The 25241-nt window shown below is 63.0% G+C and carries 20 protein-coding genes; 13 read left to right on the top strand and 7 right to left on the bottom strand.

Features of this window, described 5'->3' with window-relative positions; genetic code table 11:
- Positions 1 to 20: 20 nt before the first annotated feature.
- Positions 21 to 734, bottom strand: a complete 714-nt coding sequence (locus LKD23_RS01645) for a YoaK family protein (protein WP_227620059.1) — start codon at positions 732 to 734, stop codon at positions 21 to 23.
- A gap of 322 nt (positions 735 to 1056) precedes the next feature.
- On the opposite strand from LKD23_RS01645, the gene LKD23_RS01640 reads away from it, so the two are divergent.
- On the top strand, positions 1057 to 1884 hold the full coding sequence (locus LKD23_RS01640; protein WP_227620058.1) for a TrmH family RNA methyltransferase: 828 nt from the start codon (positions 1057 to 1059) through the stop codon (positions 1882 to 1884).
- Between the two features lie 51 nt (positions 1885 to 1935).
- Here the strand turns inward: LKD23_RS01640 and galT are convergent, their stop codons facing one another.
- The 3 genes from galT to htpG form a co-directional block, all read right to left on the bottom strand.
- Positions 1936 to 3432 (bottom strand): UDP-glucose--hexose-1-phosphate uridylyltransferase, encoded by a 1497-nt coding sequence (gene galT / locus LKD23_RS01635; protein ID WP_227620057.1) that lies wholly within the window; start codon positions 3430 to 3432, stop codon positions 1936 to 1938.
- The gene (locus LKD23_RS01630) at positions 3429 to 4715 is read right to left on the bottom strand and encodes a galactokinase (RefSeq protein WP_227620056.1); all 1287 of its coding nucleotides are present in this window, start codon (positions 4713 to 4715) and stop codon (positions 3429 to 3431) included. The genes galT and LKD23_RS01630 overlap by 4 nt, the downstream gene beginning before the upstream one ends.
- Before the next feature lie 415 nt (positions 4716 to 5130).
- A complete protein-coding gene (gene htpG, locus LKD23_RS01625) occupies positions 5131 to 7059 on the bottom strand; it encodes a molecular chaperone HtpG (protein ID WP_227620055.1) in 1929 nt (642 codons plus the stop codon).
- Positions 7060 to 7298: 239 nt separating this feature from the next.
- On the opposite strand from htpG, the gene LKD23_RS01620 reads away from it, so the two are divergent.
- The 3 genes from LKD23_RS01620 (at position 7299) to LKD23_RS01610 (ending at position 9333) form a co-directional block, all read left to right on the top strand.
- Positions 7299 to 8078, top strand: a complete 780-nt coding sequence (locus LKD23_RS01620) for an alpha/beta hydrolase (protein WP_227620054.1) — start codon at positions 7299 to 7301, stop codon at positions 8076 to 8078.
- Between the two features lie 101 nt (positions 8079 to 8179).
- Positions 8180 to 8605 (top strand): hypothetical protein, encoded by a 426-nt coding sequence (locus LKD23_RS01615; protein ID WP_227620053.1) that lies wholly within the window; start codon positions 8180 to 8182, stop codon positions 8603 to 8605.
- 212 nt (positions 8606 to 8817) lie between these two features.
- Complete coding sequence (locus LKD23_RS01610) at positions 8818 to 9333, top strand: HD domain-containing protein (protein WP_227620052.1); 516 nt, start codon at positions 8818 to 8820, stop codon at positions 9331 to 9333.
- 56 nt (positions 9334 to 9389) lie between these two features.
- On the opposite strand, the gene LKD23_RS01605 is transcribed toward LKD23_RS01610, so the two are convergent.
- Both LKD23_RS01605 and LKD23_RS01600 read right to left on the bottom strand, forming a co-directional pair.
- Positions 9390 to 9908: a GNAT family N-acetyltransferase gene (locus LKD23_RS01605; RefSeq protein ID WP_227620051.1), complete on the bottom strand. Its 519-nt coding sequence runs from the start codon at positions 9906 to 9908 to the stop codon at positions 9390 to 9392.
- A gap of 100 nt (positions 9909 to 10008) precedes the next feature.
- On the bottom strand, positions 10009 to 10806 hold the full coding sequence (locus LKD23_RS01600; protein ID WP_227620050.1) for a histidinol-phosphatase: 798 nt from the start codon (positions 10804 to 10806) through the stop codon (positions 10009 to 10011).
- A 149-nt stretch (positions 10807 to 10955) separates the two neighbouring features.
- Here LKD23_RS01600 and LKD23_RS01595 point away from each other — a divergent pair, with 149 nt between their 5' ends.
- The 4 genes from LKD23_RS01595 to LKD23_RS01580 all read left to right on the top strand — a co-directional run bounded on the left by LKD23_RS01595 (position 10956) and on the right by LKD23_RS01580 (position 16350).
- Entirely contained in the window at positions 10956 to 12014 is a 1059-nt protein-coding gene (locus tag LKD23_RS01595; protein WP_227620049.1) for an alpha/beta hydrolase, read from the top strand.
- An 18-nt stretch (positions 12015 to 12032) separates the two neighbouring features.
- Entirely contained in the window at positions 12033 to 13517 is a 1485-nt protein-coding gene (locus tag LKD23_RS01590; RefSeq protein ID WP_227620048.1) for a transglutaminase-like domain-containing protein, read from the top strand.
- Positions 13518 to 14867 (top strand): DNA recombination protein RmuC, encoded by a 1350-nt coding sequence (locus tag LKD23_RS01585; protein ID WP_227620047.1) that lies wholly within the window; start codon positions 13518 to 13520, stop codon positions 14865 to 14867.
- Positions 14868 to 15168: 301 nt separating this feature from the next.
- On the top strand, positions 15169 to 16350 hold the full coding sequence (locus LKD23_RS01580; RefSeq protein WP_227620046.1) for an FprA family A-type flavoprotein: 1182 nt from the start codon (positions 15169 to 15171) through the stop codon (positions 16348 to 16350).
- Between the two features lie 267 nt (positions 16351 to 16617).
- On the opposite strand, the gene LKD23_RS01575 is transcribed toward LKD23_RS01580, so the two are convergent.
- On the bottom strand, positions 16618 to 16815 hold the full coding sequence (locus tag LKD23_RS01575) for a hypothetical protein (RefSeq protein ID WP_227620045.1): 198 nt from the start codon (positions 16813 to 16815) through the stop codon (positions 16618 to 16620).
- Positions 16816 to 17557: 742 nt separating this feature from the next.
- On the opposite strand from LKD23_RS01575, the gene pheS reads away from it, so the two are divergent.
- The 5 genes from pheS (at position 17558) to rpoD (ending at position 24932) form a co-directional block, all read left to right on the top strand.
- The gene (gene pheS / locus LKD23_RS01570) at positions 17558 to 18580 is read left to right on the top strand and encodes a phenylalanine--tRNA ligase subunit alpha (RefSeq protein WP_227620044.1); all 1023 of its coding nucleotides are present in this window, start codon (positions 17558 to 17560) and stop codon (positions 18578 to 18580) included.
- A gap of 18 nt (positions 18581 to 18598) precedes the next feature.
- On the top strand, positions 18599 to 21010 hold the full coding sequence (gene pheT, locus LKD23_RS01565) for a phenylalanine--tRNA ligase subunit beta (RefSeq protein ID WP_227620043.1): 2412 nt from the start codon (positions 18599 to 18601) through the stop codon (positions 21008 to 21010).
- A 108-nt stretch (positions 21011 to 21118) separates the two neighbouring features.
- Positions 21119 to 21739, top strand: a complete 621-nt coding sequence (locus tag LKD23_RS12935) for an IMPACT family protein (protein WP_227620042.1) — start codon at positions 21119 to 21121, stop codon at positions 21737 to 21739.
- A gap of 298 nt (positions 21740 to 22037) precedes the next feature.
- The gene (dnaG, locus tag LKD23_RS01555) at positions 22038 to 23816 is read left to right on the top strand and encodes a DNA primase (protein WP_227620041.1); all 1779 of its coding nucleotides are present in this window, start codon (positions 22038 to 22040) and stop codon (positions 23814 to 23816) included.
- 36 nt (positions 23817 to 23852) lie between these two features.
- Positions 23853 to 24932, top strand: coding sequence for an RNA polymerase sigma factor RpoD (gene rpoD, locus LKD23_RS01550; RefSeq protein WP_227620040.1), 1080 nt, complete (start codon positions 23853 to 23855; stop codon positions 24930 to 24932).
- Positions 24933 to 25241 lie beyond the last annotated feature (309 nt).

Genomic DNA, 25241 nt, shown 5'->3' with positions numbered 1-25241 from the left:
TACGAGGGGTTCCGGCGCAATTATTTTTTGTGGGCTTCCATCTGTTCCAGCTGCTCCAGCTCCTCGATGTCCTCCTTGAGGAACATGAGGCAGAAGCTCACGCCCAGCAGCAGGCAGGACAGCCAGATGGCCCGGCCTGCCATGGGGAGCAGGGCCACGCTGCCGATGCCTGCACCCAGCGCGAACAGGAAGATGATGGCGAAGTAGTGCACCGCCTTGCCGAAGGCCTTGGCGTTGCCGCCCACCAGCCACGCACAGAGAGAGTCCATGCCGCTGCGCAGGTTGCCGATGCACATGGTGCTGGCGAAGGCATAGCCGTTCACCTTGCGGAAGGCCTGCACCTGCATCGCGCAGGAGAAGGAGACGATGGAATTGGCCAGCAGGTTCAGCTCCTGCGGCAGAAAGCCCACGACGAAGAGCAGCAGGATCTCGAACAGCACCACCAGCTGACGCCAGTGGAGCCACTGCATCTCCCTCAGCTTGAGGCGGATGAACTCGGCAGCGAAGATGCCCAGCGCAAAGGCGCACAGGGGGACCAGATACCGCAGGGCCTCGCCCCACTCGCCCGCAAAGGCATGGACCGACATCAGCACGATGTTGCCGGTCTGGGCGTTGGCAAAGACCTTGCCGCGGAAGAGATAAGTATAAACGTCCTGCAGACCGCCCGATACGGAGAGAAAAAGGGCGGTGATGAAGGCTTCGGACATCTGTCCGTGATGTTTGAGAGATGGCATAAAAGCTTCCTCCTTATATCCAGAATAACTCCATGCCATACTATAACGCAAAATTGGCGCTTTGTCAAAAACTGTGGGATATTTTTTATCAATAATGACGATTCCGGGCGGGTATCGCAGGAGGCACGATGCTTTGCAATGCGGCGCAGACTGTGGTATAATATCGCTAACGCGATATTATAGTTTTATGCGCAGCGCCTCGCCGCTTGCTCCTGCGGAGCTGCGTGGCAACCGGCTTTGGATGCGCAATTATACCATTTCACTGCGTTCATGGTATAATACACAGAAAACAGCATTTGCAGGAGAAGGAGGGGCTGTCTGTATGCCCAACATCATCGAGATCACGGATTTCCACGCGCCGGAGCTGGACCCCTATGCCCGGCTGACCCAGAACCAGCTGCGCAATCGCCTCGAACCGGAGAAAGGCATCTTCATCGCCGAAAGCCCGAAGGTCATCGACCGGGCGCTGGACGCAGGCTATGAGCCGGTGTCCCTGCTGATGGAGCGCCGACAGATCACCGGCCCGGCGGCGGGCATCCTGAGCCGCTGCGGCGATGCACCGGTATATACTGCCGACCGGGAGCTGCTGGCGGCGCTGACCGGCTTTGAGCTGACCCGGGGCGTGCTCTGCGCATTCCGCCGTCCCGCGCCCCGCCCGGTGGAAGAGCTGTGCCGGGACGCCCGCCGGGTGGCGGTGCTGGAGGGCATCGTGGACTCCACCAATGTGGGGGCGATCTTCCGCTCGGCGGCGGCGCTGAACATGGACGCCGTCCTCATCAATCCCTCCTGCTGCGACCCGCTCTGCCGCCGCGCTGTCCGGGTCAGCATGGGCACGGTGTTTCAGGTGCCTTGGGGGCAGCTGGGCGACAGCCCGGCAGACTGGCCGGAGAAGGGGATGGACGTTCTCCACGCCCTCGGCTTCAAGACGGCGGCGATGGCCCTCAGCGACCGCTCGGTGAGCATCGACGACGAGCAGCTGGCCAGAGAGCCGAAGCTTGCCATCGTGCTGGGTACCGAGGGCGACGGTCTGGCCGCCAGCACCATCGCGTCCTGCGACTATACCGTGAAGATCCCCATGTCCCACGGCGTCGATTCGCTGAACGTCGCCGCCGCCAGCGCCGTGGCGTTCTGGCAATTAGGCAAGCAGTAAAAAGTTATAAAGAAAAAGGCTGTTGCGGGGGCAACAGCCTTTTTTGCTGGATCAAATCGTAGAAAGGAACCGCTCGAAGCCTGCGCGGCCTGCGACGTCCAGCTTGTAGACGCCGGCGTCCTCGAGCACCTGCTCGAAGACGTGGCCGACCTCGTCCTGTACGATGCTGTGGACGTTTTCGGCGTTCAGCTCCGGGTGACGGGCGAGGATGTCCATCGCCCACTCGGCGTGCTTCTGGATGCTCTCGCCGTACTCGGCGGCAGGAGTGCGGGCCGCGAGAGCGGTCTCCACATCAGCCATCTCTGCCTTCAGGCGGCTGGGCAGGACGGCGAGACCCATGACCTCGATGAGGCCGATGTTTTCTTTTTTGATATGGTGGAGCTTTGCGTGGGGGTGGTAGACGCCCAGCGGATGCTCCGGCGTGGTGATGTTGTTGCGCAGCACCAGATCGAGCTGGAACCGGCCATCCCGCATCCGGGCGATGGGGGTGATGGTGTTGTGCGGCTCGCCGTCGGTCTCGGCGTAGACAAAGCAGCTCTCGTCGGTGTAGCCCCGCCATGCGGTCAGGATCTTGTCGGCCAGCTCCACGAGGCGCTCGTCATCGGCGCAGGTCAGCCGGATGCAGCTCATGGGCCAGTGGACGATGCCGGCCTCCACATCCTCAAAGCCGGGGAAGACCCATGCCTTCTCAATGGGGGCTTTGGCCATGGCGAACTCGTAGTGGCCGCCCTGAAAATGGTCATGGCTCAGGATGCTACCGCCCACGATGGGCAGGTCGGCATTGCTGCCCACGAAGTAGTGGGGGAAGAGGGCCACGAAGTCCAGCAGCTTGCGGAAGGTGGCACGCTCGATCTTCATAGGGGTGTGCTGGCTGTTGAAGACGATGCAGTGCTCGTTGTAGTAGACGTAGGGGCTGTACTGGAAATTCCACGCGCTGTCGTTGATGGTCAGCGGGATGATGCGGTGGTTCTCGCGGGCGGGATGGTTCAGCCGGCCCGCATAGCCCTCGTTCTCCACGCAGAGCTGGCACTTGGGGTAGGCGCTCTGGGGGGCGAGCTTTGCCGCCGCGATGGCCTTGGGGTCCTTTTCGGGCTTCGAGAGGTTGATGGTGATGTCAAGGTCGCCGTAAGGGGTCTTGGTGACCCACTTGAGGTCCCGCTTGATGCGGTAGCGGCGGATGTAGTCGGTGTCCTGACTGAACTGGTAGAACCAGTCGGTGGCGGCCTGCGGGCCGTCCGTCTCATACCGCTCCTCAAAGTTGGCCCGCACGATGCTGGGGCGGGGAGTCAGCACGCCCATGAGCTTGGTGTCGAAGAGGTCGCGGGCCGTGGGGCTGTCGTCGCAGACGCCCCGGGCCACGGCATCGTCCACCAGCGCCTTCAGGATGCTCTCGAGGTCGGCGTAGCAGACCTCACCCTCCGGCTCGGTGAAGCTGTCGAGCTGCATGGTCATGAGGAGCTGGTTGCGGATGTAGATCTCGTCGTCGGGCAGGATAAGTCCGGTGTCCAGACCGTAGTTGACGAGCTGCTGGATGGCGGTGGAGATCACAGGACAGCGCCTCCCTCCGGACGGATGGAGAGGACGTGGCAGCGGCCCTCGCCGAGGATGGCTTCCATGCCGGCCTTGAACTCGGCCAGCATCTCGACGGGCACAAAGGCCTGCACCGTACCGGCAAAGCCGCCGCCGTGGACGCGGACTGCACCCTTGCCGCCCAGCAGATGCTTTGCGGCGGCGATGGTGACGCCCACCTCCTGATGCTCCTTGTAGCCTGCGGGGATGACGTTCTGCAGGTATTCCCAGCTGCTGCGGCCCGACTCGTTCACGAGGCGGAGGAAGGTGTCGAAGTCGTCGTCGCGGAGAGCAGCCACCTGCTTTGCCACCCGGTCGTTGTCGGCGTAGATATGGAAGGCGCGGAGGACGGCCCGGTCGCCGCACTGTCTGCGGCATTCGGGCAGCTTTGCGAGGAAGGTCTCGAAGGGTACGTCCCGCAGCACCTCGCCGCCGCAGACAGCGGCCACGGCGCGGCACTCGGCGGGGATGGCGGCGTACTCATCGGTCAGGTCGGCGTGGTCTGCGCCGGAGTCGAGGATGCAGAGGGCAAGGCCCGCCTTAGAGAAGTCTACGGCCACCGGCTCGACGACCGGCTTGGCGGGGCTGGCGAAGTCGATGGTGATGATGTTGCCCACGCTGGAGGCCATCTGGTCCATCAGGCCGCAGGGCTTGCCGAAGTAGACATTCTCGGCCCACTGGCCGATCTGGGCGATGACGATGGGGGAGACCTTCTCGGCCATGAAGCAGTCGTTCAGAATGACGCCGATGAGGACCTCGAAGGCGGCAGAAGAGGAGACGCCGCTGCCCTTGGGCACGTTGGAGGAGATGTAGACATCCAGACCGGTGAGCGCTGCGCCCCGCTGGGCGAAGGCGGCGCACTCGCCGCGCAGCAGGGAGGCGGTGGTGTTCTCCTCCTCCTTGCGGGCCTCGAGGTCGTCGAGGTCGATGATGCACAGGTCGTAGCCCTCGCTCTGGACCCGGAGCTGGCCCTTGTCGTTGGGGGCGGCGGCAGCGATCATGTCGATGTTCACGCTGCCGGCCAGCACACGGCCATGCTGGTGGTCGGTGTGGTTGCCGCCGATCTCGGTGCGGCCGGGGGCGCTGTAAAGACCGGCCTCGGCGTGGGGGCCGAAGGTCTTTTCCAGACCGTCCAGCACGGCGGCGTAGCGGGCGGCCTCGGAGGCCGTCTCGGCGGGTGCGCAGCAATACAGGGAGGCGAGGCGCGCGGCGTGGGTGCCGCCGGACAGCTCCTGCTTCCATACGGGAATGGACTTCATCATGGAATCTTCCTCCTGACAGACAGATACGTTTTACTTCCGGGTGGTGCGGGAACCACCCGCTTCTATCCCTATAGTAAAGGATTTGCCCCCAAAAAACCATGTCTTATTGTTGCATCTGAATGAAAAGTTGCAAAAAAGCCCTGCTGGGGCTGCCCGACGGGGGAGCGGAGCGAAGCTCCGGGATAAAATGCAACTGAGACAAAAGTTTTTTCGAAACCGAAAAAGCATTGTGTAACTGCACAAAAACCTCTGCCCGCTGCGCCCCGACGGAGGCGGAGGGATGATATGGAGAAAAAATAAAGGCCGCGTTCCGTCGGCAGGGCGGAACGCGGCACTTCGTTGAAAGGATATTAAGGGAAGAGAGTATGATGTCGGGCGGAGAGCAAGGGAGCAAAGCCCTCCGGCCGGAAACGCATTACTGCATCAGGCTGCACACGGCCTCGGCATAGGCGGCGGGGTCATCCACGGGCAGGCCCTCGATGAGCTGTGCCTGTGCGTAGAGCAGGGCGCTGTACTTCTTGAGCTTGTCGGTATCGCCGGCCTCCTGTGCGGCTTTCAGCACAGCGAAGACGGGGTGGTTGACGTTCAACTCCAGAACTTTGTCGCTCTTGACGCCCTCGCTGCCGGGCTGCTTGGAGAGGACTTTTTCCATCTCGATGGACAGCGGGCCGTCGGCAGACAGGCAGACGGGGTGATCCTTCAGGCGGGTAGAGACCTTGACCTCCTTGACCTTGCCGTCCAGAGCGTCCTTCATGGCGTCGAAGAGGGCCTTGTTGGCGGTGTTGGCCTCCTCGGCGGCCTTCTTCTCGTCCTCGGTCTCGAGGCCGAGGTCGCCGCTGTTGACATTCTTGAACTCCACGGTGCCGTCCTTGCCCTCGGCATCCTTGCGGGGATAGGTGCGCATGATCTGCAGGCAGAACTCGTCCACATCCTCGGTCAGCAGCAGGACATCATAGCCCTTGTCCATGACCAGTTCGGCGGCGGGCAGCTTGGCCAGACGGTCGGTGGAGTCGCCGGCGGCGAAGTAGATGTACTTCTGCTCGGCGGGCATCTTCTCGACGTACTCCTGCAGTGTGACCATCTTCTGCTCCTTGGCAGACCAGAACAGCAGCAGGTCGCGCAGAAGCTCGGCGTGCATCCCGTAGTCGGAGTAAGCGCCGAACTTCAGCTGACGGCCAAACTCCTTCCAGAAGCTCTCGTATTTTTCGCGGTCGTTGGCCAGCATGGCGTGCAGCTCGTTCTTGATCTTCTTTTCCAGCGCGTTGTGGATGAGCTTGAGCTGGCTGTCCTTCTGCAGCATCTCGCGGCTGATGTTCAGGCTCAGGTCCTGACTGTCCACGATGCCCTTGACGAAGCTGAAGTAGTCGGGCAGCAGGTCGCCGCACTTCTCCATGATGAGGACGCCGGAGGCGTAGAGGGCCAGACCCTTCTCGTAGTCCTTGGTGTAGAAGTCGTAGGGGCGGTGGCTGGGCACGAAGAGCAGGGCGTTGTAGTTCGCGGTGCCCTCGGTGCGGCTGACGATGACCCGGGCGGGGTCGGCGTAGTCGTTGAACTTATCCTTATAGAAGCTGGCGTACTCCTCGTCGGTGACTTCACTCTTCTGCTTCTTCCAGATGGGTACCATGCTGTTCAGGGTCTCCAGCTCGGTGTAAGTCTCCCACTCGGGCTTGTAGTCCTCGGGCTTGGGGTCGGGTTCGGGCTTCTGACGGCTCTTCTCCCGCTCCATCTGGATGGGGTAGCGGACATAGTCGCTGTACTTCTTGACGATGGCCACGATGCCATACTCGTCGAGGAAGTTGTCGTAGTGGTCGGTCTCGGTGTCGGGCTTGATGTGGAGGATGATGTCGGTGCCCGCCGTCTCCTTCTGGGCAGGCTCCAGCTCATAGCCGTCCGCACCGCTGGACTCCCACTGCCATGTCTCGTCGGAGCCGTAGGCCTTGGAGATGACCGTCACCTTGTCGGCCACCATGAAGGCGGAGTAGAAGCCGACGCCGAACTGGCCGATGATGTCGATGTTCTCGTCCTTGTTGTCCTTCTTGAAGTCGAGGGAGCCGGAGTGGGCGATGGTGCCGAGGTTCTGCTCCAGCTCCTCCTTCGTCATGCCGATGCCGTTATCGGAGATGGTAAGGGTGCGGCTGTCCTTGTCGCGGGTGAGCAGGATGCGGAAATCGCCTTTGTTCATGCCGACGGAGGGGTCGGTCAGGCTCTTATAATACAGCTTGTCGATGGCGTCCGAAGCGTTGGAGATCAGCTCCCGCAGGAAGATCTCCTTGTTGGTGTAGATGGAGTTGATCATCATGTCCATCAGCTTTTTGCTTTCGGCCTGAAATTCTTTTTTCGCCATAATACAAAACCTCTTTTTATCAGATTCAATGCCAGCACCCGGAGCAGCTGACTGCTCGCGGGGACTTAGCACTCATAACTTTCGAGTGCTAATATACACCGGCGGGAGATAAAAATCAAGGGCTTTCATAAAAAGTTCAAAAAACTTTCCCGGCGGGGCGGCGTTTGGCTTTACTTTGCCCTGCCGAAGCCGTATAATGGGCCGGAGTGATCTGTATAAAAAAGGAGGAAAACGGAACGATGCAGCAGATACAGCTGGAACTTGAGGGCGGCGGGACGCTGACCGTCTGCCTGCGGGCGTCGCTGGACGCCATGCCCACGGTGAAGCAGCGGCCTCTGGTGCTGGTGGTGCCCGGCGGAGGATACAGCCACGTCAGCCCCCGGGAGGGCGACCCGGTGGCCCTGCAGTTCGCGGCGGCGGGCTATCACACCGCCGTGCTGACCTACAGCGTGGGGGAAGGGGCGCGGGACTACCGGCCCCTCCGCCAGCTCAGCGAGGCGCTGGGGCTGCTGCGGCAGCACGCGGAGGAATGGCATATCCTGCCGGATAAAATAGCGGTCTGCGGCTTCTCGGCGGGCGGGCATCTGGCCCTGTCCGGCGCAGTGCTGGACATCCCGGGCGAGATGGCCCAGCAGCGGCCCGACGCGGTCATTCTGGGCTACCCGGTCATCACGGCGGGGGAGTATGCCCACCGGGGCAGCTTCGTCCAGCTGGCGGGCAGCGAGGATGCCGCCGCGCAAAGGGCGTTCAGCTTGGAGGATAAGATCACCCCCGACACACCGCCGGTCTTTGTCTGGCATACCATGGAGGACAGGACCGTCCCGGTGGAGAACACGCTGCTGCTGCTCTCGGCCCTGCGGCGGGCGGGCGTGGCCTGCGAGGCGCATCTCTTTGAGCAGGGGGTCCACGGCACCAGCATCAGCACCGCCGAGGTGGACGCCGCCGACCGGCACCGCGCCCGCTGGGTGACGCTCTGCCTCGAGTGGCTGGGGCGGACGTTCGGGTTCGACCTGCGGTGAATTGGACATTCCTACAAAAAATTCATAATTTTATGGTTGACCTGCCCAAGATTTAAGGGTATACTGGTCAGCGGAAACAAACGAGGAAGAAGGAAACGTACATGGAAAAGAAGATCTCGGTCAAAGACCTGCTGATGCAGGCATTCCTGACGGGCTGGGAGCTGTCCGACAAGAGTATCTCGCAGGACGAGTACCTCCAGAGCGCCATTCAGGTCATCGAAGTGCTGCAGGTGGAACCGGAAAATATCTACGCCGAAGAGGGCCTCGGCCTGACCGACGGCGACGAGGTGGACCATCTGGACGACCTGCTCCGCGCCGACGGCCAGTGGCTCTATTATGGTGTGGAGGCGGAGAATTTCTTCCTCATCCAGTGGTATCCGGACGAGGCCTCCGCCAAAGCCAAGCTGGCGCAGCTCGAAGAGCTGGGCGACGGCAAGCAGTACCTCGTGGATCTGAGCCTCCGGCGCTCGAACCCCACCGAGGCTGAGAACTTCGGAAATTCGAACCCGGTGCAGCTTCGCTCGTAAGCCTCTCCCTTTGGGAGAGGTGTCACCGTAGGTGACGGAGAGGGCAAGCTTGTCGCCCAAGAGCCGCTGTACAGCGATAAGCTGTCTCTTTGTCAGAGCGAAGCTATCGCTGTGTCTGTGCTTCTCCGTCAGCGCCCTTGCCCTCTCAGGCGCTTCGCGCCAGCTCTCCCAAGGGGAGAGCCTTTTATGATGGAAAGAAAGGAAACTTTTCAATGCAGCTTTCTGATCTGGAGCGCCAGCGCCTTGCCGCCATCCTGATGCGATACGACCAGCACCCCGAGGTGCAGCGGATGCGGGAGTTTATCCAGCACGGCGATGTGACCACCTACCAGCACTGCAAGAACGTGGTGCTGGTGAGCTTCTGGCTCAACCGCCGCTTCCATCTGGGTGCGGACGAGACATCGCTGGCTGTGGGGGCCTTCCTCCACGACTTCTATCTCTACGACTGGCACAAGCGCAGCTCCTTCCACGGCCTGCGCCGTCTGTTCGAGATGCACGGCTTCGCTCACCCCGGCTCTGCCTGCGTCAACGCGGAGCGCTGCTTCGCCATCACCAAGAAGGAGCAGAACATCATCTCGAGCCATATGTGGCCCCTGACCTTCCGCCATGTGCCCACCTGCCGGGAGGCCATCATCGTCTGTCTGGCCGACAAATACTGCGCCGTGCTGGAAAGCATGTTCCAGCGTACCCGCGTGGCCGATGCCGACGCAGGGGAGAATGAGTGGTAAAGGGCTTGTTCCATACGAAAAAGAGCTGCTGTACGTCATGTACAGCAGCTCTTTTCTTATAATTTCTTATACCCCGCAGGCTCATCGGCTCTGGCGCGGCGCTCCATCAGGTAGGTATCCAGCCAGCGGCCATGACAGTCCCGGGCGATCCGCTCCCGCCGCCCCACGACCCGGAACCCGCACTTGGTGTGGAGGCCGAGGCTGGCGGTGTTGTCCTGCAAGACTGTGGAGTGGAGCGTCCAGTAGCCCTCCTGCTCCGACGCCTCACAGAGGGCCGTCAGCAGCCGGGAGCCGAGGCCCCGGCCCCGGAACTTCTCGCCGACGTAGATGCTCACCTCGGCCACGCCCCGGTAGCACCAGCGGGGGTCGATGCGGCGCAGCGCGGCCCAGCCCGCCAGCTCGCCGCCGTCCAGAATGACGAGGCGGCATTCCTTGATGTGGAAGGCGTCCCACGCCGTGTAGGGCGGGCAGGTGGTCTGGAAGGTGGCGTGCTCGGTGGCGATGCCCTCCAAGTAGATCTCGGACACAGCGGCCCAGTCCTCCGGCGTCATCGGCCGGACAGTGATATTGCTCATGATACTTTCCCCGGCAGAGCGCCCCAATGCGCCCTGCACCATTCCTCTTATCCCAGTTTATCCCAGTATAGCAGATGCGGCCCGTCTGTGCAATGACTTCTCACTCCAGCCCCGGCAGGGTGTCCAGCACCGGGATGCCAAGCCCCTGCAGAAAGGCCCTCTTCTCCTCGATGAGAGGGACGACGTCCAGCTCCGAGGGGGCGTGGGCGTCGCAGCCCACGATGGCCCTGACCGGATACTCCGCCGCGATGCGCCAGAACTCGTCCCGGGTGTAGCCCAGCGAGCCGTCGGGGCGGCGCTGGAGCGTCAGGCCCGCCATGTTGTACTCGAGGGGGATGTCTAGCCGCGCCGCTGCGGCACAGACCTCCCGGCAGGCTTTCTCGGCCTCGGTGTCGAAGGCCGTCATCCGGTTCAAAAAGAGGTCGGGGTGGGCCAGATACCGGTACAGCCCCGTTTCCAGCGCCCGTTCCACCTGCTCGGCGTACCGTCTGCCGTGGGCCGGGGAGGCGCTGCCGCCGAAGCGCCGGGCCTTGGCGTCCTGCTCGTCGGTGGTGTCGTAGTGACAGCCGAGGATGAGGTACTCGATGCCCAGCCGCTCGGTCTCCTCCTTCAGCCAGCCCAGATAGGCCGGGAAATACTCGGCCTCGAGGCCGATGTGGAGATGGAGCCGGTCGGCGTACTTCTCCCGCAGGCTTCGCAGCGTCAGGACATAGTCGTCCAGCTGGGCGGGCAGCATCCGGATATGGCTGACGAAGCCGGGCGTGGCGTAGGCCCACGGGGTGTGGTCGGAAAAGCCCAGCACCTTATAGCCGCAGCGCAGGGCCGTGAGGATGTACTCCTCCTCGGTGCCCTCGGCGTGGCCGCAGCGGGTGGTGTGGGTGTGGTAATTGGTCAGCATGGAAAAAAGCCCCTCCTGGGCAGAAATCTTTTTGACAATCATCACGGTTGTGATACAATAGAGAAAATACCCGTTCGGGGCAGGAACTATTATAGACCTCTTTGCCGCAAAATGCAATTCGGCTGCTCCGAAAAAAAGGAGACAAGAAGATGGATTGGAAACGACTCACTGCCTCTGCGCTGATGCTCGGCCTCCTCGCTCTCCCGGCCTCTGCGGCCAGCATCACGCCCCAGACCACAATGAAAGAGATCCGCGACGACCCCGACATCCGGGCCAGCGGCCTCTACACCTATACCTATGTATGGGAGCGGGACTGCGAAAAGCTCTCCACCAGCCGGGACGATGAGACGCTGGCCGAGGTGGTGGACGATACATCGGCGGAGGCCTGCGCGGCGGGGCTGAACTATCTGGCGCAGGTGTACCACGACGGGGTGCAGGTGACGTACCCGCTCTATTCGGAGGAGGAGATCGCCGCCATGCCCGCCCGCGCCCACGCGGAGCTGTATTACTGCCCCGCAGAGCAGCCGGGGGCGAAGTTTGCCATCGTGCTGTCGGGCAACTCGCTCTACTACAGCGGCGAGCTGCGGGGCGGTGTGTCCACGGCGTGGGAGCTGCACCAGCAGGGGTACGCCGTCTTCTCCCTGCGCTACCGCATCGGCCTCGAGGCCGGGGACGACGCCCCGATGGAAGACCTTGCCCGGGCCATCCGCCTCGTGCTGGCGAACGCAGACACCTTCGGCGTCTCCACCGAGGATTACGCCCTGCTGGGCTACTCCTCCGGCGGGCAGATCGCGGGCGTCTTCGGCAATGAGGAAAAGGGCTGGGGCCGCTACGGCGTCCCGAAGCCCGGCGCACTGCTGCTGGCCTACCCCATCAACAACTTTCTGGAGGCAAAGCCCGCCTACCATCTCCTGATGGACACCGACCGGCTGGAAAGGCGCTACTACTCCTACACGGTCTCGAAGCTGGTGACGCCGGACTACCCGCCCACCTTCCTGTGGTATGGCCGGAACGACAAGATGCTCATGGCCTTCGTCTTCCCGCTGCAGGGGCCGGCCCTTGCCAAGGCCCTGCGGGACAACGGCGTGCCCAACCGGGTGCAGGTCTACGACGACGCCAAGCATGGCGTCGGCATCGGCGTGGGCACCGACGCGGAGGGCTGGGTAGCCGACGCCGCCGCATTCTGGAAGAGCGTTTCGGAAGAATAAAGAAAAGAGGGAAAGGATATGTACGATTTGAATGAATGCATCCGCAGCCTGAACGTGGGCCTGCCCGACGACATTGCCCGGCTGAAGGCAGCCGGATACTACAAGGAGGCCATCGCCCGCATCGACCGGCTGCTGGCCGAGGACTGGACCAAGACCCAGAACAGCCCCGCCACCAACGGCAGCGCTGCGCCGGAGGGATACGTCCCGCCCGAGAACCCCACGCCCCACGGCGTGGACGCCCTGCGGGAGGCGCTGACCGTCCAGAAGGAGATCATGCGCCGTCTGCCCGGGGAATACTGCTGGACGGAGGCCGAAGCCATCGCCCGGATGCAGGAGCGGGTGAAGGGGTTCACGGCGGAGGAGTTCCGCGCCCTCGACTGGGAGGGCCGGATGGACTGGCGGTTCGTGGAGGGAGAAAAGCGGTATCAGGAGCGGTTCGCCGAGACCCTGCTGGCCACCCACGCCGACCTCGCCGCCCGGAAAAAGACCCCGGACGCCCCCAGCAATAAGAACGAGGAGCGTCACCGCCTCTGCGAAAAGATGATGCAGGAGGGGAGCGCCAGCGCCGACATCACCCTCCGCACCAGCATCCGGATGTCGGACGAGGCCTTCGCCGCCGCGCTGGAAAAGGCGAGAGCCGAGGGCCGGGACACCATCCATGTCCGGGCGTGGCTGGCCCTGCCTGCCGCCTGCCCGTCCCAGAGCCATATCACGCTGGACGGATTCACCGAGACGCCCGGCCATATCGCCGCCGAGGACGCGCCCCAGCGCACCGTGTACTGGGAGGCCGACCTTGCCGAGAACCGCACCTTCGGCGCGGAGTACAGCTACCGCGAAACGGCGGTTTACGCCGACCCGCTCTCCTTCACGCCCGACCCGGAGCAGCCGGACTTCTACACCGGCGAGGAGGCACCCCACATCGTCTTTACGCCCTATCTGCGGGCGCTGGCGGCCCAGCTCACCGAGGGCGTCACCAGCCCGGCGGAGAAGGCGAAGCGCATCTACGACTACGTCACCCTGAACGTCCGGTATCACTTCCAGCCCTCTTATTTCGTCCATGAGTCCATCGCCGAGAACTGCGCCCGCAGCCGCCGGGGCGACTGCGGCATCATGGCCCTCACCTTCATCACCCTCTGCCGCATCGCGGGCATCCCGGCCCGCTGGGAGAGCGGCCTTGCGGTGGCCCCGGGGGATGCAGGCTGCCACGACTGGGCACGGTTCTACATCGCGCCCAAGGGCTGGATGTACGCCGACTGCTCCTATGGTTCCTCCATGGCACGCCGGGGCGATGAGATGCTCCGCCGCCACTATTTCGGCAGTCTGGACACAGGCCGGATGGTGGCCAACAGCGCCTTCGAGGCCCCCTTCGACCCGCCGATGACGGGCTTCCGCAGCGACCCCTACGACAACCAGAGCGGGGAGATGGAGGCCGACGGCGTGGGCCTTGCCGGGGAGGAAAGGGTCACCACCAAAGAAGTTTTGAGATTTGAGGAAGTAAAGTAAATGGAATATCTTGCGTTCGTGTACACCCTGCTGCTCGTCGCCATCTGTCTGATGATGGCGGTGCTGCTGGCTCGCACCAGCCGCCTGCTGAAGGAGCCGAAGGACGACGAGGCCCTGAAGAGCTGGCTGGAGCAGCAGCTTGCCGCACAGGCCAAGGACTTCAGCGCCCGGCAGGATGCCGTGGCCCAGCAGAACTACGCCGCCATCCGCAGCGTCAGCGAGACGCTCCAGACTGCCGTGCAGGGGATGAGCACCACGCTGGGGCAGGGGCAGGACAGCCAGCAGCGCATCCTTGAGCAGCGGCTGCGCAGCCTCGAGCAGGCCAACACCCAGCAGATGGAGCAGCTGCGTCAGGCCGTCACCCAGAGCATGGCGACGCTTCAGGCCGAGAACGCCCGCAAGCTGGATGAGATCCGCCACACGGTGGACGAGCAGCTTCAGGACGCCCTGCAGAAGCGGGTCACCGAGAGCTTCAAGGCCGTCAACCAGCAGCTCGAGCAGGTGTACAAGGGTCTGGGCGAGATGCAGTCCCTTGCCGCCGATGTGGGCGGCCTGAAGCAGGTGCTCTCGGGCGTCAAGACCCGCGGCATCCTCGGCGAGATCCAGCTGGGGGCCATCCTCGAAGAAATTCTGGCCCCCGAGCAGTACGACACCAACGTCGCCACCATCCCGGGCAGCACCCAGCGGGTGGAATACGCCATCAAGATGCCGGGCGCGGACGGCGGCAGCGTCTGGCTCCCCATCGACTCCAAGTTCCCCGGCGACACCTACGGCCACCTGCAGGACGCCTACGCCTCCGGCGACGCACAGGCCGTGGAGAACGCCCGCCACGCGCTGGAAATGGTCCTCCGCAGCGAGGCAAAGGACATCCGGGAAAAGTACGTCGAGCCGCCCTATACCACAGCCTTCGGCATCCTGTTCCTGCCCTTTGAGGGCCTGTACGCCGAGGTGGTGAACGCCGGGCTGCTGGAGGTCTTGCAGCGGGATTATCAGGTCAACGTGGCAGGCCCCAGCACCATGGCGGCCCTGCTGAACAGCTTACAGATGGGCTTCAAGACCCTCGCCATCCAGAAGCGCTCGGGCGAGGTGTGGCAGCTGCTGGGCGCGGTGAAGACCGAGTTCGACAAGTTCGGGCAGGGCCTCACCAAGATGCAGCAGCGCCTGCGCCAGACCGACGAGGAGCTGGACAAGCTCATCGGCGTCCGCAGCCGCGCCATCAGCCGGAAGCTGCGCAGCGTCCAGAGCCTCGACGAGGCCAGCGCCAGCGCCCTCCTCGAGATCGACGACATGAACGAGCTGCCAAGTGCACTCTCCGAGACAGGCGGGACATCTGACCAAGTTGGAAATTAACGACGGTGCATCGCCGAAAATCGAACTTAGCCAAGGAGACCAACTTCGACGGAGGTGACCAAGTTGGAACTTGGCCAGCAAAGGCAAGTTGGCCAAACTGACCAACATGGAATATATAACATAGATACGTTATTATATTGGAACTTGGTCTTATATTCCACAGGAGTAGAGCCTCGGCCTGCTGCCCGGCCTGATAAATAGTTGACGAAGGGGGCAGGCTGTGCTATACTAAGAACGATTCTTGAAAAATACTGCCGACTGCGGTATGTCATACACAAAACAGCAGAGAGGAAATGTGCTTATGAGCGTAAAGAATATCAGCAGCGCCATCCTTGGCGTGGGTGTGGACGATACCACCATTGACCTGTTCGAGAGCCAGTACCCTGTGCCCACCGGCGTCAGCTACAACTCCTATATCATCCGGGACGAGAAGACCGCCATCCTCGACACGGTGGACGCGCGTGCCACCGACGAGTGGATGGCAAACGTCACCGAGGCGCTGGCAGGGGAGAAGCCCGCCTACCTCGTCGTCCACCACATGGAGCCGGACCACGGCGCAAATGTGGCCCGCCTCGCCGCCCTCTACCCCGAGATGCAGGTGGTGGGCAACGCCAAGACCTTCCAGTATATGGAGCAGTTCTTCGGCCCGGAGGCCATCGCCAAGGAGCGCCGCGTCGTCGTGAAGGACGGCGAGAGCCTCTCGCTGGGCGCACACACCCTCACCTTCGTCTTTGCACCGATGGTCCACTGGCCCGAGGTCATGGTGAGCTATGAGTCCACCGAAAAAGTCCTCTTCTCCGCCGACGGCTTTGGCCGCTTCGGCGCTGTGGCAAAGTTCGACGAGAAGGCCGACTGGGCCAGCGAGGCCCGCCGCTACTACCTGAACATCGTGGGCAAGTACGGCCCGCAGGTGCAGGCCCTGCTGAAAAAGGCCGCTGCGCTGGACATCGCCACCATCTGCCCGCTGCACGGCCCCGTCCTCACCGGCGACCTCAGCAAATACCTGAACTACTATGATATGTGGTCCAGCTACAGGGCCGAGGAGCCGGAAAAGATCCTGGTGGCCAGCGCCTCCATCCACGGCCACACCCGCGCCGCCGCCCACACTCTGGCCGACAAGCTCCGGGCCAAGGGGGCGAAGGTGGTGGAGATCGACCTGACCCGGGTCGATGTCTCCTACGCCGTCACGGAGGCCTTCCGCTGCGGCAAGACCGTGCTGGCCTGCGCCACCTACGACGGCTTCCTCTTCCCGCCGATGGAGAACCTGCTGGCCCACCTCAAGACCAAGGCCTTCCAGAGCCGCACCATCGCCCTGATGGAGAACGGCACTTGGGCGCCCATGGCCGCAAAGCTCATGCGCGCCGAGCTGGAGGGCATGAAGAACATCACCGTCTGTGACACCGTCGTCACCCTCCGCTCTGCCTCCAACCCCGCCGCCGAGGCGCAGATGGATGCGCTGGCGGAGGAGCTGCTGGCGAAGTAAGTAAAAGATTGCGAACATGAGAAAATCCCCCACATTTGTGGGGGATTTTCTTGTTTTCTGTCAGCGTTTATGATACACTGGTGCTGCCGCTGGAAAGCGGCGGGGCACTGTACATACGGCAGGCGGTTTGGTCTCTCACTTCCGAAAGGAGGTGAGAAGATGCCGATTACTTTGACGTTCCATGTCTTTGGACTTACGTTCACGATTCGGATCAAAAAGTAAAACCGCCACCTCTGCCAAGGTGACGGTTTTCAAAAAGCCAAATCCTTAGAAAGAGGCCAAACCGTTTGTCACAGTGCCTTTTCTATGGATATTATAGCGCATTGCCGGGCGGCTGTCAAGGAACCCGGCAGTGCGTTTTTTATCAAGAAGCGCGCGGTTTTCTGCCAAGCGCCGCCGCACAGCGATGAGCAGGCTCTTTGTCAGAGCGATACCATCGCTGCGCCCGCGCTTTGTGGTCAGCATCCTTGCCCTCTCAGGCGCTTCGCGCCAGCTCCCCCAAAGGGGGAGCCACTGGCGTGCCGGGCCACTTTTCGCTGGATGCCTAAGGCCCGACAGGGCGCAAAAGAGCGGGCCTCGCTTACGGGGGCAGCGGCTTCTGAACAAGAGCGCCTTGTCAAGCTGCTGTGAATCCAGACCGCAGGGCACTACTGTTTCCGGATAGAGTAAACTTTGCTCGTCCCGCGTGGGCCTGACCGGTACGCCAGTGCCTCTCCCCATGGGAGAGGTGTCACCAAAGGTGACGGAGAGGGCCTGCCGCTGCCAGCAAAACGCAAGAAAAAAGCGGATATTCCCCGAAATCTGCCTGCGCCGCTTGCAAACCGGCCCGAAATGTGGTAAGATGATTCATGGTTATTTGATGACCACGACCTGAATACTCCAAACGCAGCGACGGAGAGAGTAGGCGGGCGCACCGCAGCAAAGAGAGAAGCTTCACCGGCTGAGAGGGCTTCCGTGCGGGCGCTGGCTGAAGTTCGCTCCCGAGCGGCTGGCCTGAACCTTGCAGTAGGGCCGGACGGTGCGCCCCGTTACGGCGTTTTGAGCGCCGCACGGCTCCCGAGTGGGCCGGGCGGAAACCGGGTGGTACCGCGGAGCTGTAAATTTTTGAAGCTTCGTCCCTTTTGCCGGGCCTTACGAGAGGCCTCGGCAGGGGACGGAGCTTTTTTGCTGTCCGCTGAACAACACGAATGAGAAGGAGAGAACATCCATGCAAGCAATGATCGACGAGCTGGCAAAGCAGGCGGAAGAGAGCCTCGGTCAGGTCTCTTCCAAGGAGACGCTGGCAACTTTCTGGCAGGAATATCTGAGCAAGAACGGCAAGATCCCCGCCCTGATGAAGAATCTGCGCTCGGTCGCCCCCGAGGAGCGTCCGGCCATGGGCAAGATCATCAACGAACTGAAGACCAAGGTGCAGGCGGAGTATGACGCCGCCGCCGAGCAGGTCAAGCAGGCCGAGCTTGCCGCCCGCAACGCCGCCGAGACGGTGGACATCACCCTGCCCGCCAAGACCCGAGCCGTGGGCGGTCTGCACCCGTTGACCCTCGTGACCAACCAGATCATCGACGTCTTCTCGGGCATGGGCTTTGCGGTGGCAGACGCCCCCGAGATCGAGGACGACGACCACAACTTCACCCGTCTGAACGTCCCGAAGGACCACCCCGCCCGCGATATGCAGGACACCTTCTACCTGTCCGACGAGTTCCTGCTCCGCACCCAGACCTCCGGCGGCCAGATCCGCACCATGGACAGCCAGAAGCCGCCCATCAAGGTGCTCATCCCGGGCCGCGTCTTCCGCTCCGACTCCGACGCCACCCACAGCCCCATGTTCCATCAGATGGAGGGTCTGGTGGTGGATAAGGGCATCACGCTGGGCGACCTGCAGGGCGCGCTGAACACCTTCGTGCAGAAGCTGTTCGGTGCCGACACCCGCACCCGCCTGCGCCCCTCCTACTTCCCCTTCACTGAGCCGAGCGTCGAGGTGGACGTGAGCTGCTTCGAGTGCCACGGCAAGGGCTGCCCCCTGTGCAAGCACACCGGCTGGATCGAGGTGCTGGGCGGCGGCGTCGTCAACCGCAAGGTGCTGGAGAACTGCAACATCGACCCGGACGAGTACTCGGGCTTTGCCTTCGGCATCGGCATCGAGCGCATCGCCATGCTGAAGTACGGCATCAACAACATCGGCCTGATGTTTGAGAACAACCTGCAGTTCCTCAAGCAGTTCCACGAATAAGAGGGGAGAGAGCAAACAATGAAAGTACCTTTCAGTTGGTTAAAAGAACTCGTCGATATTGACGTTACCGCACAGGAGCTTGAAGAGAAGCTCTTCTCCTGCGGCTTTGAGGTCGAGGAGCTGATCCCGCTGGACGCCGGCATCAGCAAGGTGGTCGTCGGTAAGATCGTGGAGATGGAGCCTCAGGAGGGCACCCATCTGACCAAGTGCGTCGTGGACTGCGGCAGCTACGGCCACGACATCCGCATCAGCACCGGCGCTTCGAACATGAAGCTGGGCGACTGTGTGCCCGCCGCGCTGGACGGCTCCACTCTGCCCGGCGGCATCAAGATCAAGGCCCGCAAGATGCAGGGCGTCGAGTCCAACGGAATGCTCTGCTCCGGCGAGGAGCTGGGCCTGAACGACGACCTGTTCCCGGGCTCTGAGGTCTACGGCCTGCTCATCCTGCCCGAGGACTCCGTCCCCGGCACCGACATCGCCCCCGTGGTGGGTCTGGACGACTACATCTTCGACATCTCCATCACCGCCAACCGCCCCGACTGCCAGTCGGTGCTGGGCATCGCCCGCGAGGTGTCCGCCATCCTCGGCAAGCCCCTGCACATGCCGGCCATGGACTACAAGGCCGTCTGCGACGCCGACGCGCCGGTGAGCGTGAAGGTGGAGGCCCCCGACCTCTGCCCCCGCTACATGGCACACTACGTCCGCAACATCCGGATGGGCGAGTCTCCCCGCTGGATGAAGCGCCATCTGGCCCTCTGCGGCCTGCGCTCCATCAGCAACGTGGTGGACATCACCAACCACACCCTGCTGGAGATGGGTCAGCCCATGCACGCCTTCGACCTGAATAAGGTGGCGGGCCGCAGCATCACCGTCCGCCGCGCTGCGGAGGGCGAGAAGATCACCACCCTCGACGAGAAGGAGTTCACCCTGAATCCCAACAATCTGGTCATCTGCGACGCCGAGAAGCCGGTGGCGCTGGCCGGCATCATGGGCGGCGCAAACTCCGGCATGGACGACGCCACCACCAGCCTGCTCTTCGAGTGCGCGACCTTCGCCCGCGACTCGGTCCGCAAGACCAGCCGCGCTCTGGGCCAGAACAGCGACTCCTCCGCCCGCTACGAGAAGGGCGTGGACCGTCACTCCCCCGAGATGGGCCTTGCCCGCGCCCTGCACCTCATTCAGGAGCTGGACTGCGGCGACATCACCACGCTGGAATACGACCTGACCGATGGCCGCCCGCTGGAGCGCAGGCATATCGTCACCACCCCGGCCAAGATCTGCGGCGTGCTGGGCATCACCGTGCCCGACCAGACCATGATCGACATCCTCAAGCGCCTCGAATTCACCGTGGATGTGCAGGCCGACGGCAGCTGGGACGTCTCGGCACCGCTCTACCGCGAGGACGTGGAGAGCTTCCCCGATCTGGCCGAGGAGGTCATCCGCGAGTACGGCTATGACCACATCGTGCCCACCTTCCTGAACACTGCCTCCGTCACCAACGGCGGCCTGAACTACGACCAGAAGCAGCAGCTCAAGACCAAGCGGCTGCTGGCGGCACAGGGCTTCTATGAGGCCTCTACGCTGGCCTTCTACTCCAACGCCGAGTTCGATATGCTCCATATCCCGGCGGACGACGAGGCCCGCAAGGCCATCCGCATCCTGAACCCCATCAGCGAGAATCTGTCCGTCATGCGCACCCTGCTGGCCCCCTCCATGCTGAACGTCATCGTGGACAACCTGAAGAAGGGCAACGCCGAGGGCCGCCTGTTTGAGATGGCACCGGTCTACCTCGCCAAGGAGCTGCCCATTCAGGAGCACCCCCACGAGCGTCAGACCCTCTGCCTCGGCGCGTTCGGCCCGGCGGAGGACTTCTTCACCGTCAAGGGCGCTCTGGAGGCGCTGGCCGCAGGCTTCGACCTGACCTTCACCTACCAGCGGGAGACCACCAGCTGGCTCCACCCCGGCATCAGCGCCGCCGTCTACTGCAACGGCAAGCGTCTGGGCGTCTTTGGCAAGCTGGCCAACGAGATCAACGCTGAGCTGGAGATCGCCAAGGAGCAGAAGGACAGCCAGAACATCTATCTGGGCGAGCTGGACTACGAGGCCCTGATGTCCTGCGTCGAGGGCGGGCTGCGCTACAAGCCCCTCAGCCCCTACGCCGCCGTCAAGCGCGATCTGGCGCTGGTCTGCGACGAGGCTGTGGCCTGCGGCGACATCGAGGAGGCTATCAAAAAGGCCAGCCCCCTCATCACCGAGGTCAAGCTGTTCGATATTTACCGGGGCGCGAACCTCGGCGAGGGCAAGAAGAGCATGGCCTTCTCCCTGACCCTGTCCGACCCCGCTGCCGAAGTCTCCGCCGAGCAGGTGGAGCGCACCGTCAAGAAGGTGCTGGGCAACCTGAAGTTCAAGCTGGGCATCGAGATCCGCTGAACCTGATATGAAAAATGAGTCCGTCTGTGCCGCTGGCACAGGCGGGCTTTTTCTTTGGGGCGGTTTATGCTATACTTATCTCATTGATGAAAAGCAGGAGGAACCAGCGTGGAGGATTACCGCACCATCCGAGGCACGGCCATCGGAGAATACGAAGAGAAGAAGAGCCGCTTCATCGCGCAGCTCTCCTTTGCAGACAGCGAGGAAAAGGCCGTGGCCTTTCTGGAGCAGGTGCGTGCGGCCAACCGCACCGCCCGCCACAACGTCTATGCCTACCGTCTGCGGGAGGGCAGCCGGGAGCGCTACTCCGACGACGGCGAACCGGCCAAGACGGCGGGGACGCCTGCGCTGGAGGTCTTGCAGCACAGCGGCCTGACCGACCTCATCGTGGTCGTCACCCGGTACTTCGGCGGTGTGCTGCTGGGCACAGGGGGCCTCGTCCGGGCCTACACCACAGCCACCGCCCGGGCGCTGGAAGCCGCCGAGGTGGTCACAGTGCGCAGCGTGGTGGCGCTGGAGGTGACGGTGGACTACGGGCTTTATGAGCGGGCCGACCTCCTCATCCGGGCCGCAGGGGGCAAGCTGGCCGAGCCGGAGTTCACCGACCGGGTCACCCTCCGCTGGCAGATGCCGGAACACACCGAGGGGCCGCTGCTCACCCAGCTGCAGGAGCTGACACGGGGCACGGCCAATGTCACCGTGAGCGCGCCGTTTTATGCGGCGTTCTGAGGGGGCATGCCGCTGCCAAAGAACGAAAAACAGCAGCAACCGGCGAAAGAGGCCGGAATACCAAAAATTCCCAGCAAACCCATCGAAACATTTTTTGAACGAAGAGTCATGGATTTTCCCCCTTCGACAGCGCAAATCGGTTACAATAGCCGCAGACGCGGCACTGGGATCGGCCGCGCACGGAGAGGAGGGGGAACGAGAGAAAAAGAAGCGGCAGATCTGCCGTCCGCACCTTCGAGGACGTCTTTGTGCCCCGCAGGCGGCACGTTTTGGAGAAAAAGGAGCGCCGAACATCGTTATGATCCCACACGAATATATTGAAGAGCTGACCCGCCGCACCGACATCGTGGAGCTGGTGGGCAATTATGTCCAGCTCAAACGGAAGGGCCGGCTCTACGGCGGGCTGTGCCCCTTCCACAGCGAGAAGACCCCCTCGTTCTACGTCTACCCGGACACCCAGAGCTTCTACTGCTTTGGCTGCGGCGCGGGCGGCGACGCGGTGAGCTTTACCAAGAGGATCAACAGCATCGACTACATCGAGGCCGTCAAGCTGCTGGCCCAGCGGGCCGGGATGCCCGAACCCACCGAGGACGACAAAACGGGCCGTCTGCGCAGCCGCATCCTGACCATGAACAAGGACGCGGCCCGCTTCTTCCACGCCTGCCTCAACTCCACGGTGGAGGAGGCCCGGCAGGCCCGGGCCTACTGGCGGCGGCGCGGCCTCGACGACAAGACCATCAACCGCTTCGGGCTGGGCTATGCCCCCGACGACGGGCAGGCGCTCTACCAGTACCTCCGGGATAAGGGATACAACCAGCAGGAGCTGGACGCCAGCGGCCTGTTCAAGCGCAGCCAGTCGGGCCGCATCTACTGCCTGTTCTGGCGGCGGGTCATGACCCCCATCTTCGACCTGCGGGGCAACATCATCGCCTTCGGCGGCCGGGTGCTGGACGATTCCAAGCCCAAATACGTCAACAGCCCCGAAACGCTGGTCTACCACAAGTCGGATACGGTGTTTGCGCTCCAGATCGCCAAGCGGAGCGCCTCCCGCCGGTATGTCCTCTGTGAGGGCTATATGGACGTCATCTCCATGCATCAGGTGGGCATCGACACCGCCGTCTGCGCCTGCGGCACGGCCCTGACGCCCGATCAGGTCAAGCTCATCAGCCAGTACGCCGAGGAGGTCATCCTCAGCTACGACTCCGATGAGGCGGGCCAGAAGGCCACCCTCCGCTCTCTGGAGCTGTTCCGCAACAGCCCGGTGCGGGTGGGCGTCTTACAGATCCCGGGGGCGAAGGATCCGGACGAGTACATCAAGAAATACGGTGCCGACCGCTTCAAGGCCCTGCTGGACGGCGTGGGCAACGCGCTGGACTTCCGGATGAAGCGGCTGCGGGACCAGTACGACCTCAAGCAGGACGCCCAGCGCCTCGAGTACGTCAAGGAGGCCGTGGAGATGCTGGCCCAGCGCTCCAACCCCACCGAGCAGGAGGTCTACGCAGGCCGTCTGGCCGAGGAGACCAACATCTCCAAGACCGCCATCATGGCCCAGCTGGCCGACGCCGTGAAAAGGGCCGGCAGCAAGCGCCGCTGGGAGCGGAGCCGCGCCCGTCTGCGGGAGGGCGAGATGGACCAGATCAAGGTGCCCTACGGCGCAGGCCGGGGCGCACTGGGGATGGCCAGCGCCGAACAGCGGCTTCTGGCCGCCATGCTGCGGGAGCCGGGCTACATCGACAAGGTGAGTGCCCGGCTCAGGCCGGAGCAGTTTTTGCAGCCCCAGCAGAAGGAACTGTACGAGGCCATGCTCCGCTGCAGGGAGCAGGGGGTGGACGTGAGCCTCGCCACCCTGCGGGCCTTCGTCAGCGAGGAGGCCCTGAATGAATTGAGCCGTCTTGCGGCACAATACAGCGATGTAAACTGTACGCCGGAGGACATCCAGCTCTATCTGGAACGCATCGCCCGGGGCACCCCCGTGGCCAGCCGCGCCGCCAGTATGTCAACCAACGATATTGAACAGTATCTCCAGTCGATGCGGGAACAAAAGCAGGGAACTGCTGACGCAGAAGATTCGGTCTGATCTCTCCACCGGCTGGGGCCGGAAGGAGAAGAGCAGATGCAGAAAATGTCACAGACGGAAGAAATGGCAAAACTGCTGGCGGGACGTGCCCGCCGCCATGTCCTGACGCCCGAGCAGGTGAGCCGTGCGATGGAGGAACAGGACTTCGACCCGGCAGGGCTGGACGAGCTGTATGCCGCACTGGAGACGCGGGGCGTGCAGGTGGCTGAGGAGGAGACGGAGCTGCCGCTTCTGGATGAAGAGCAGATCGGCAGGCTCGAGGATGAGCTTTCTGCCGAGGGGGTGGCGCTGGACGACCCGGTAAAGACCTATCTGAAGGAGATCGGCCGGGTGCCCCTGCTGGCCGCGGAGGAGGAGGCTGCCCTTGCCCGTGCCGCGCAGGCCGGGGACGAGGACGCCCGCCGCCGTCTCAGCGAAGCGAACCTCCGCCTCGTGGTCTCGGTGGCAAAGCGGTACGCCGGGCGGGGCCTGCCTTTCCTCGACCTCATTCAGGAGGGGAACCTCGGCCTGATGAAGGCAGCGGAGAAGTTCGAGCCGGACCGGGGCTTCAAGTTTTCCACCTACGCCACATGGTGGATCCGGCAGTCCATCACCCGGGCCATCGCCGATCAGGGCCGCACCATCCGCATCCCGGTGCATCTGGTGGAGAGCATCAACCGGGTGAAGAAGACGGCGGGGGAGCTGCTGCGCCGCACAGGCCGGGAGCCGACCGTCGAGGAGATCGCCGCCCAGCTGGACATGGAGGCGGCCCGGGTGCGGGAGCTGCTGCAGCTGTCGCAGGACCCCATCAGCCTCGAAACGCCGGTGGGAGAGGAGGAGGACGCCCACCTTGAGGACTTCATCCGGGACGATGAGGCGGGCATCCCCGCCGACGAGGCCGGGCGGCAGCTGCTCCGCCGGGAGCTGATGACGGTGCTCAAGAGCCTCACGCCCCGGGAGGAGCGGGTCATCGCCCTTCGCTTCGGCCTTGAGGATGGCCGCGCCCGGACGCTGGAAGAGCTGGGCCGGGAGTTCAACGTCACCCGCGAGCGGGTGCGCCAGATCGAAGCCAAGGCCCTGCGCAAGCTGCGCCACCCCAGCCGGGCCAAGCGCCTGCGGGATTATCTGGACGAGTAGAGCAGGATGCAAGAGCAAATGGTGACAAAATGCACAAGGGTGTTTTTGTCTGGAACGTAAAAAACAAAAAAATCAACCCCAAAATCGCGCAAAGCGTACACGCACCCGGGCGTCCCATAAAAGAGGGCGCTCGGGAATTTTTTTGCCTCAAAACGGAAAAATGGCTTGACAACAGGGGTTTCAGGGTGTATACTGCATTAGTATCACATAATGGCCTAGTGCGCCAAAAAGGGAGTTTGTGCAGCGCGAGCCGGACGGGTCTCACCGAAAAGTTTGTGCAAAACGCCGGACTTCTGCGCGCGGTGCAGG

The organism is Faecalibacterium butyricigenerans (assembly GCF_020687345.1).
Classification (GTDB): Bacteria; Bacillota; Clostridia; order Oscillospirales; family Ruminococcaceae; genus Faecalibacterium; species Faecalibacterium butyricigenerans.
Note: the sequence above shows the minus strand (reverse complement) of the source record. Positions and strands in the feature narration are given on the sequence as shown.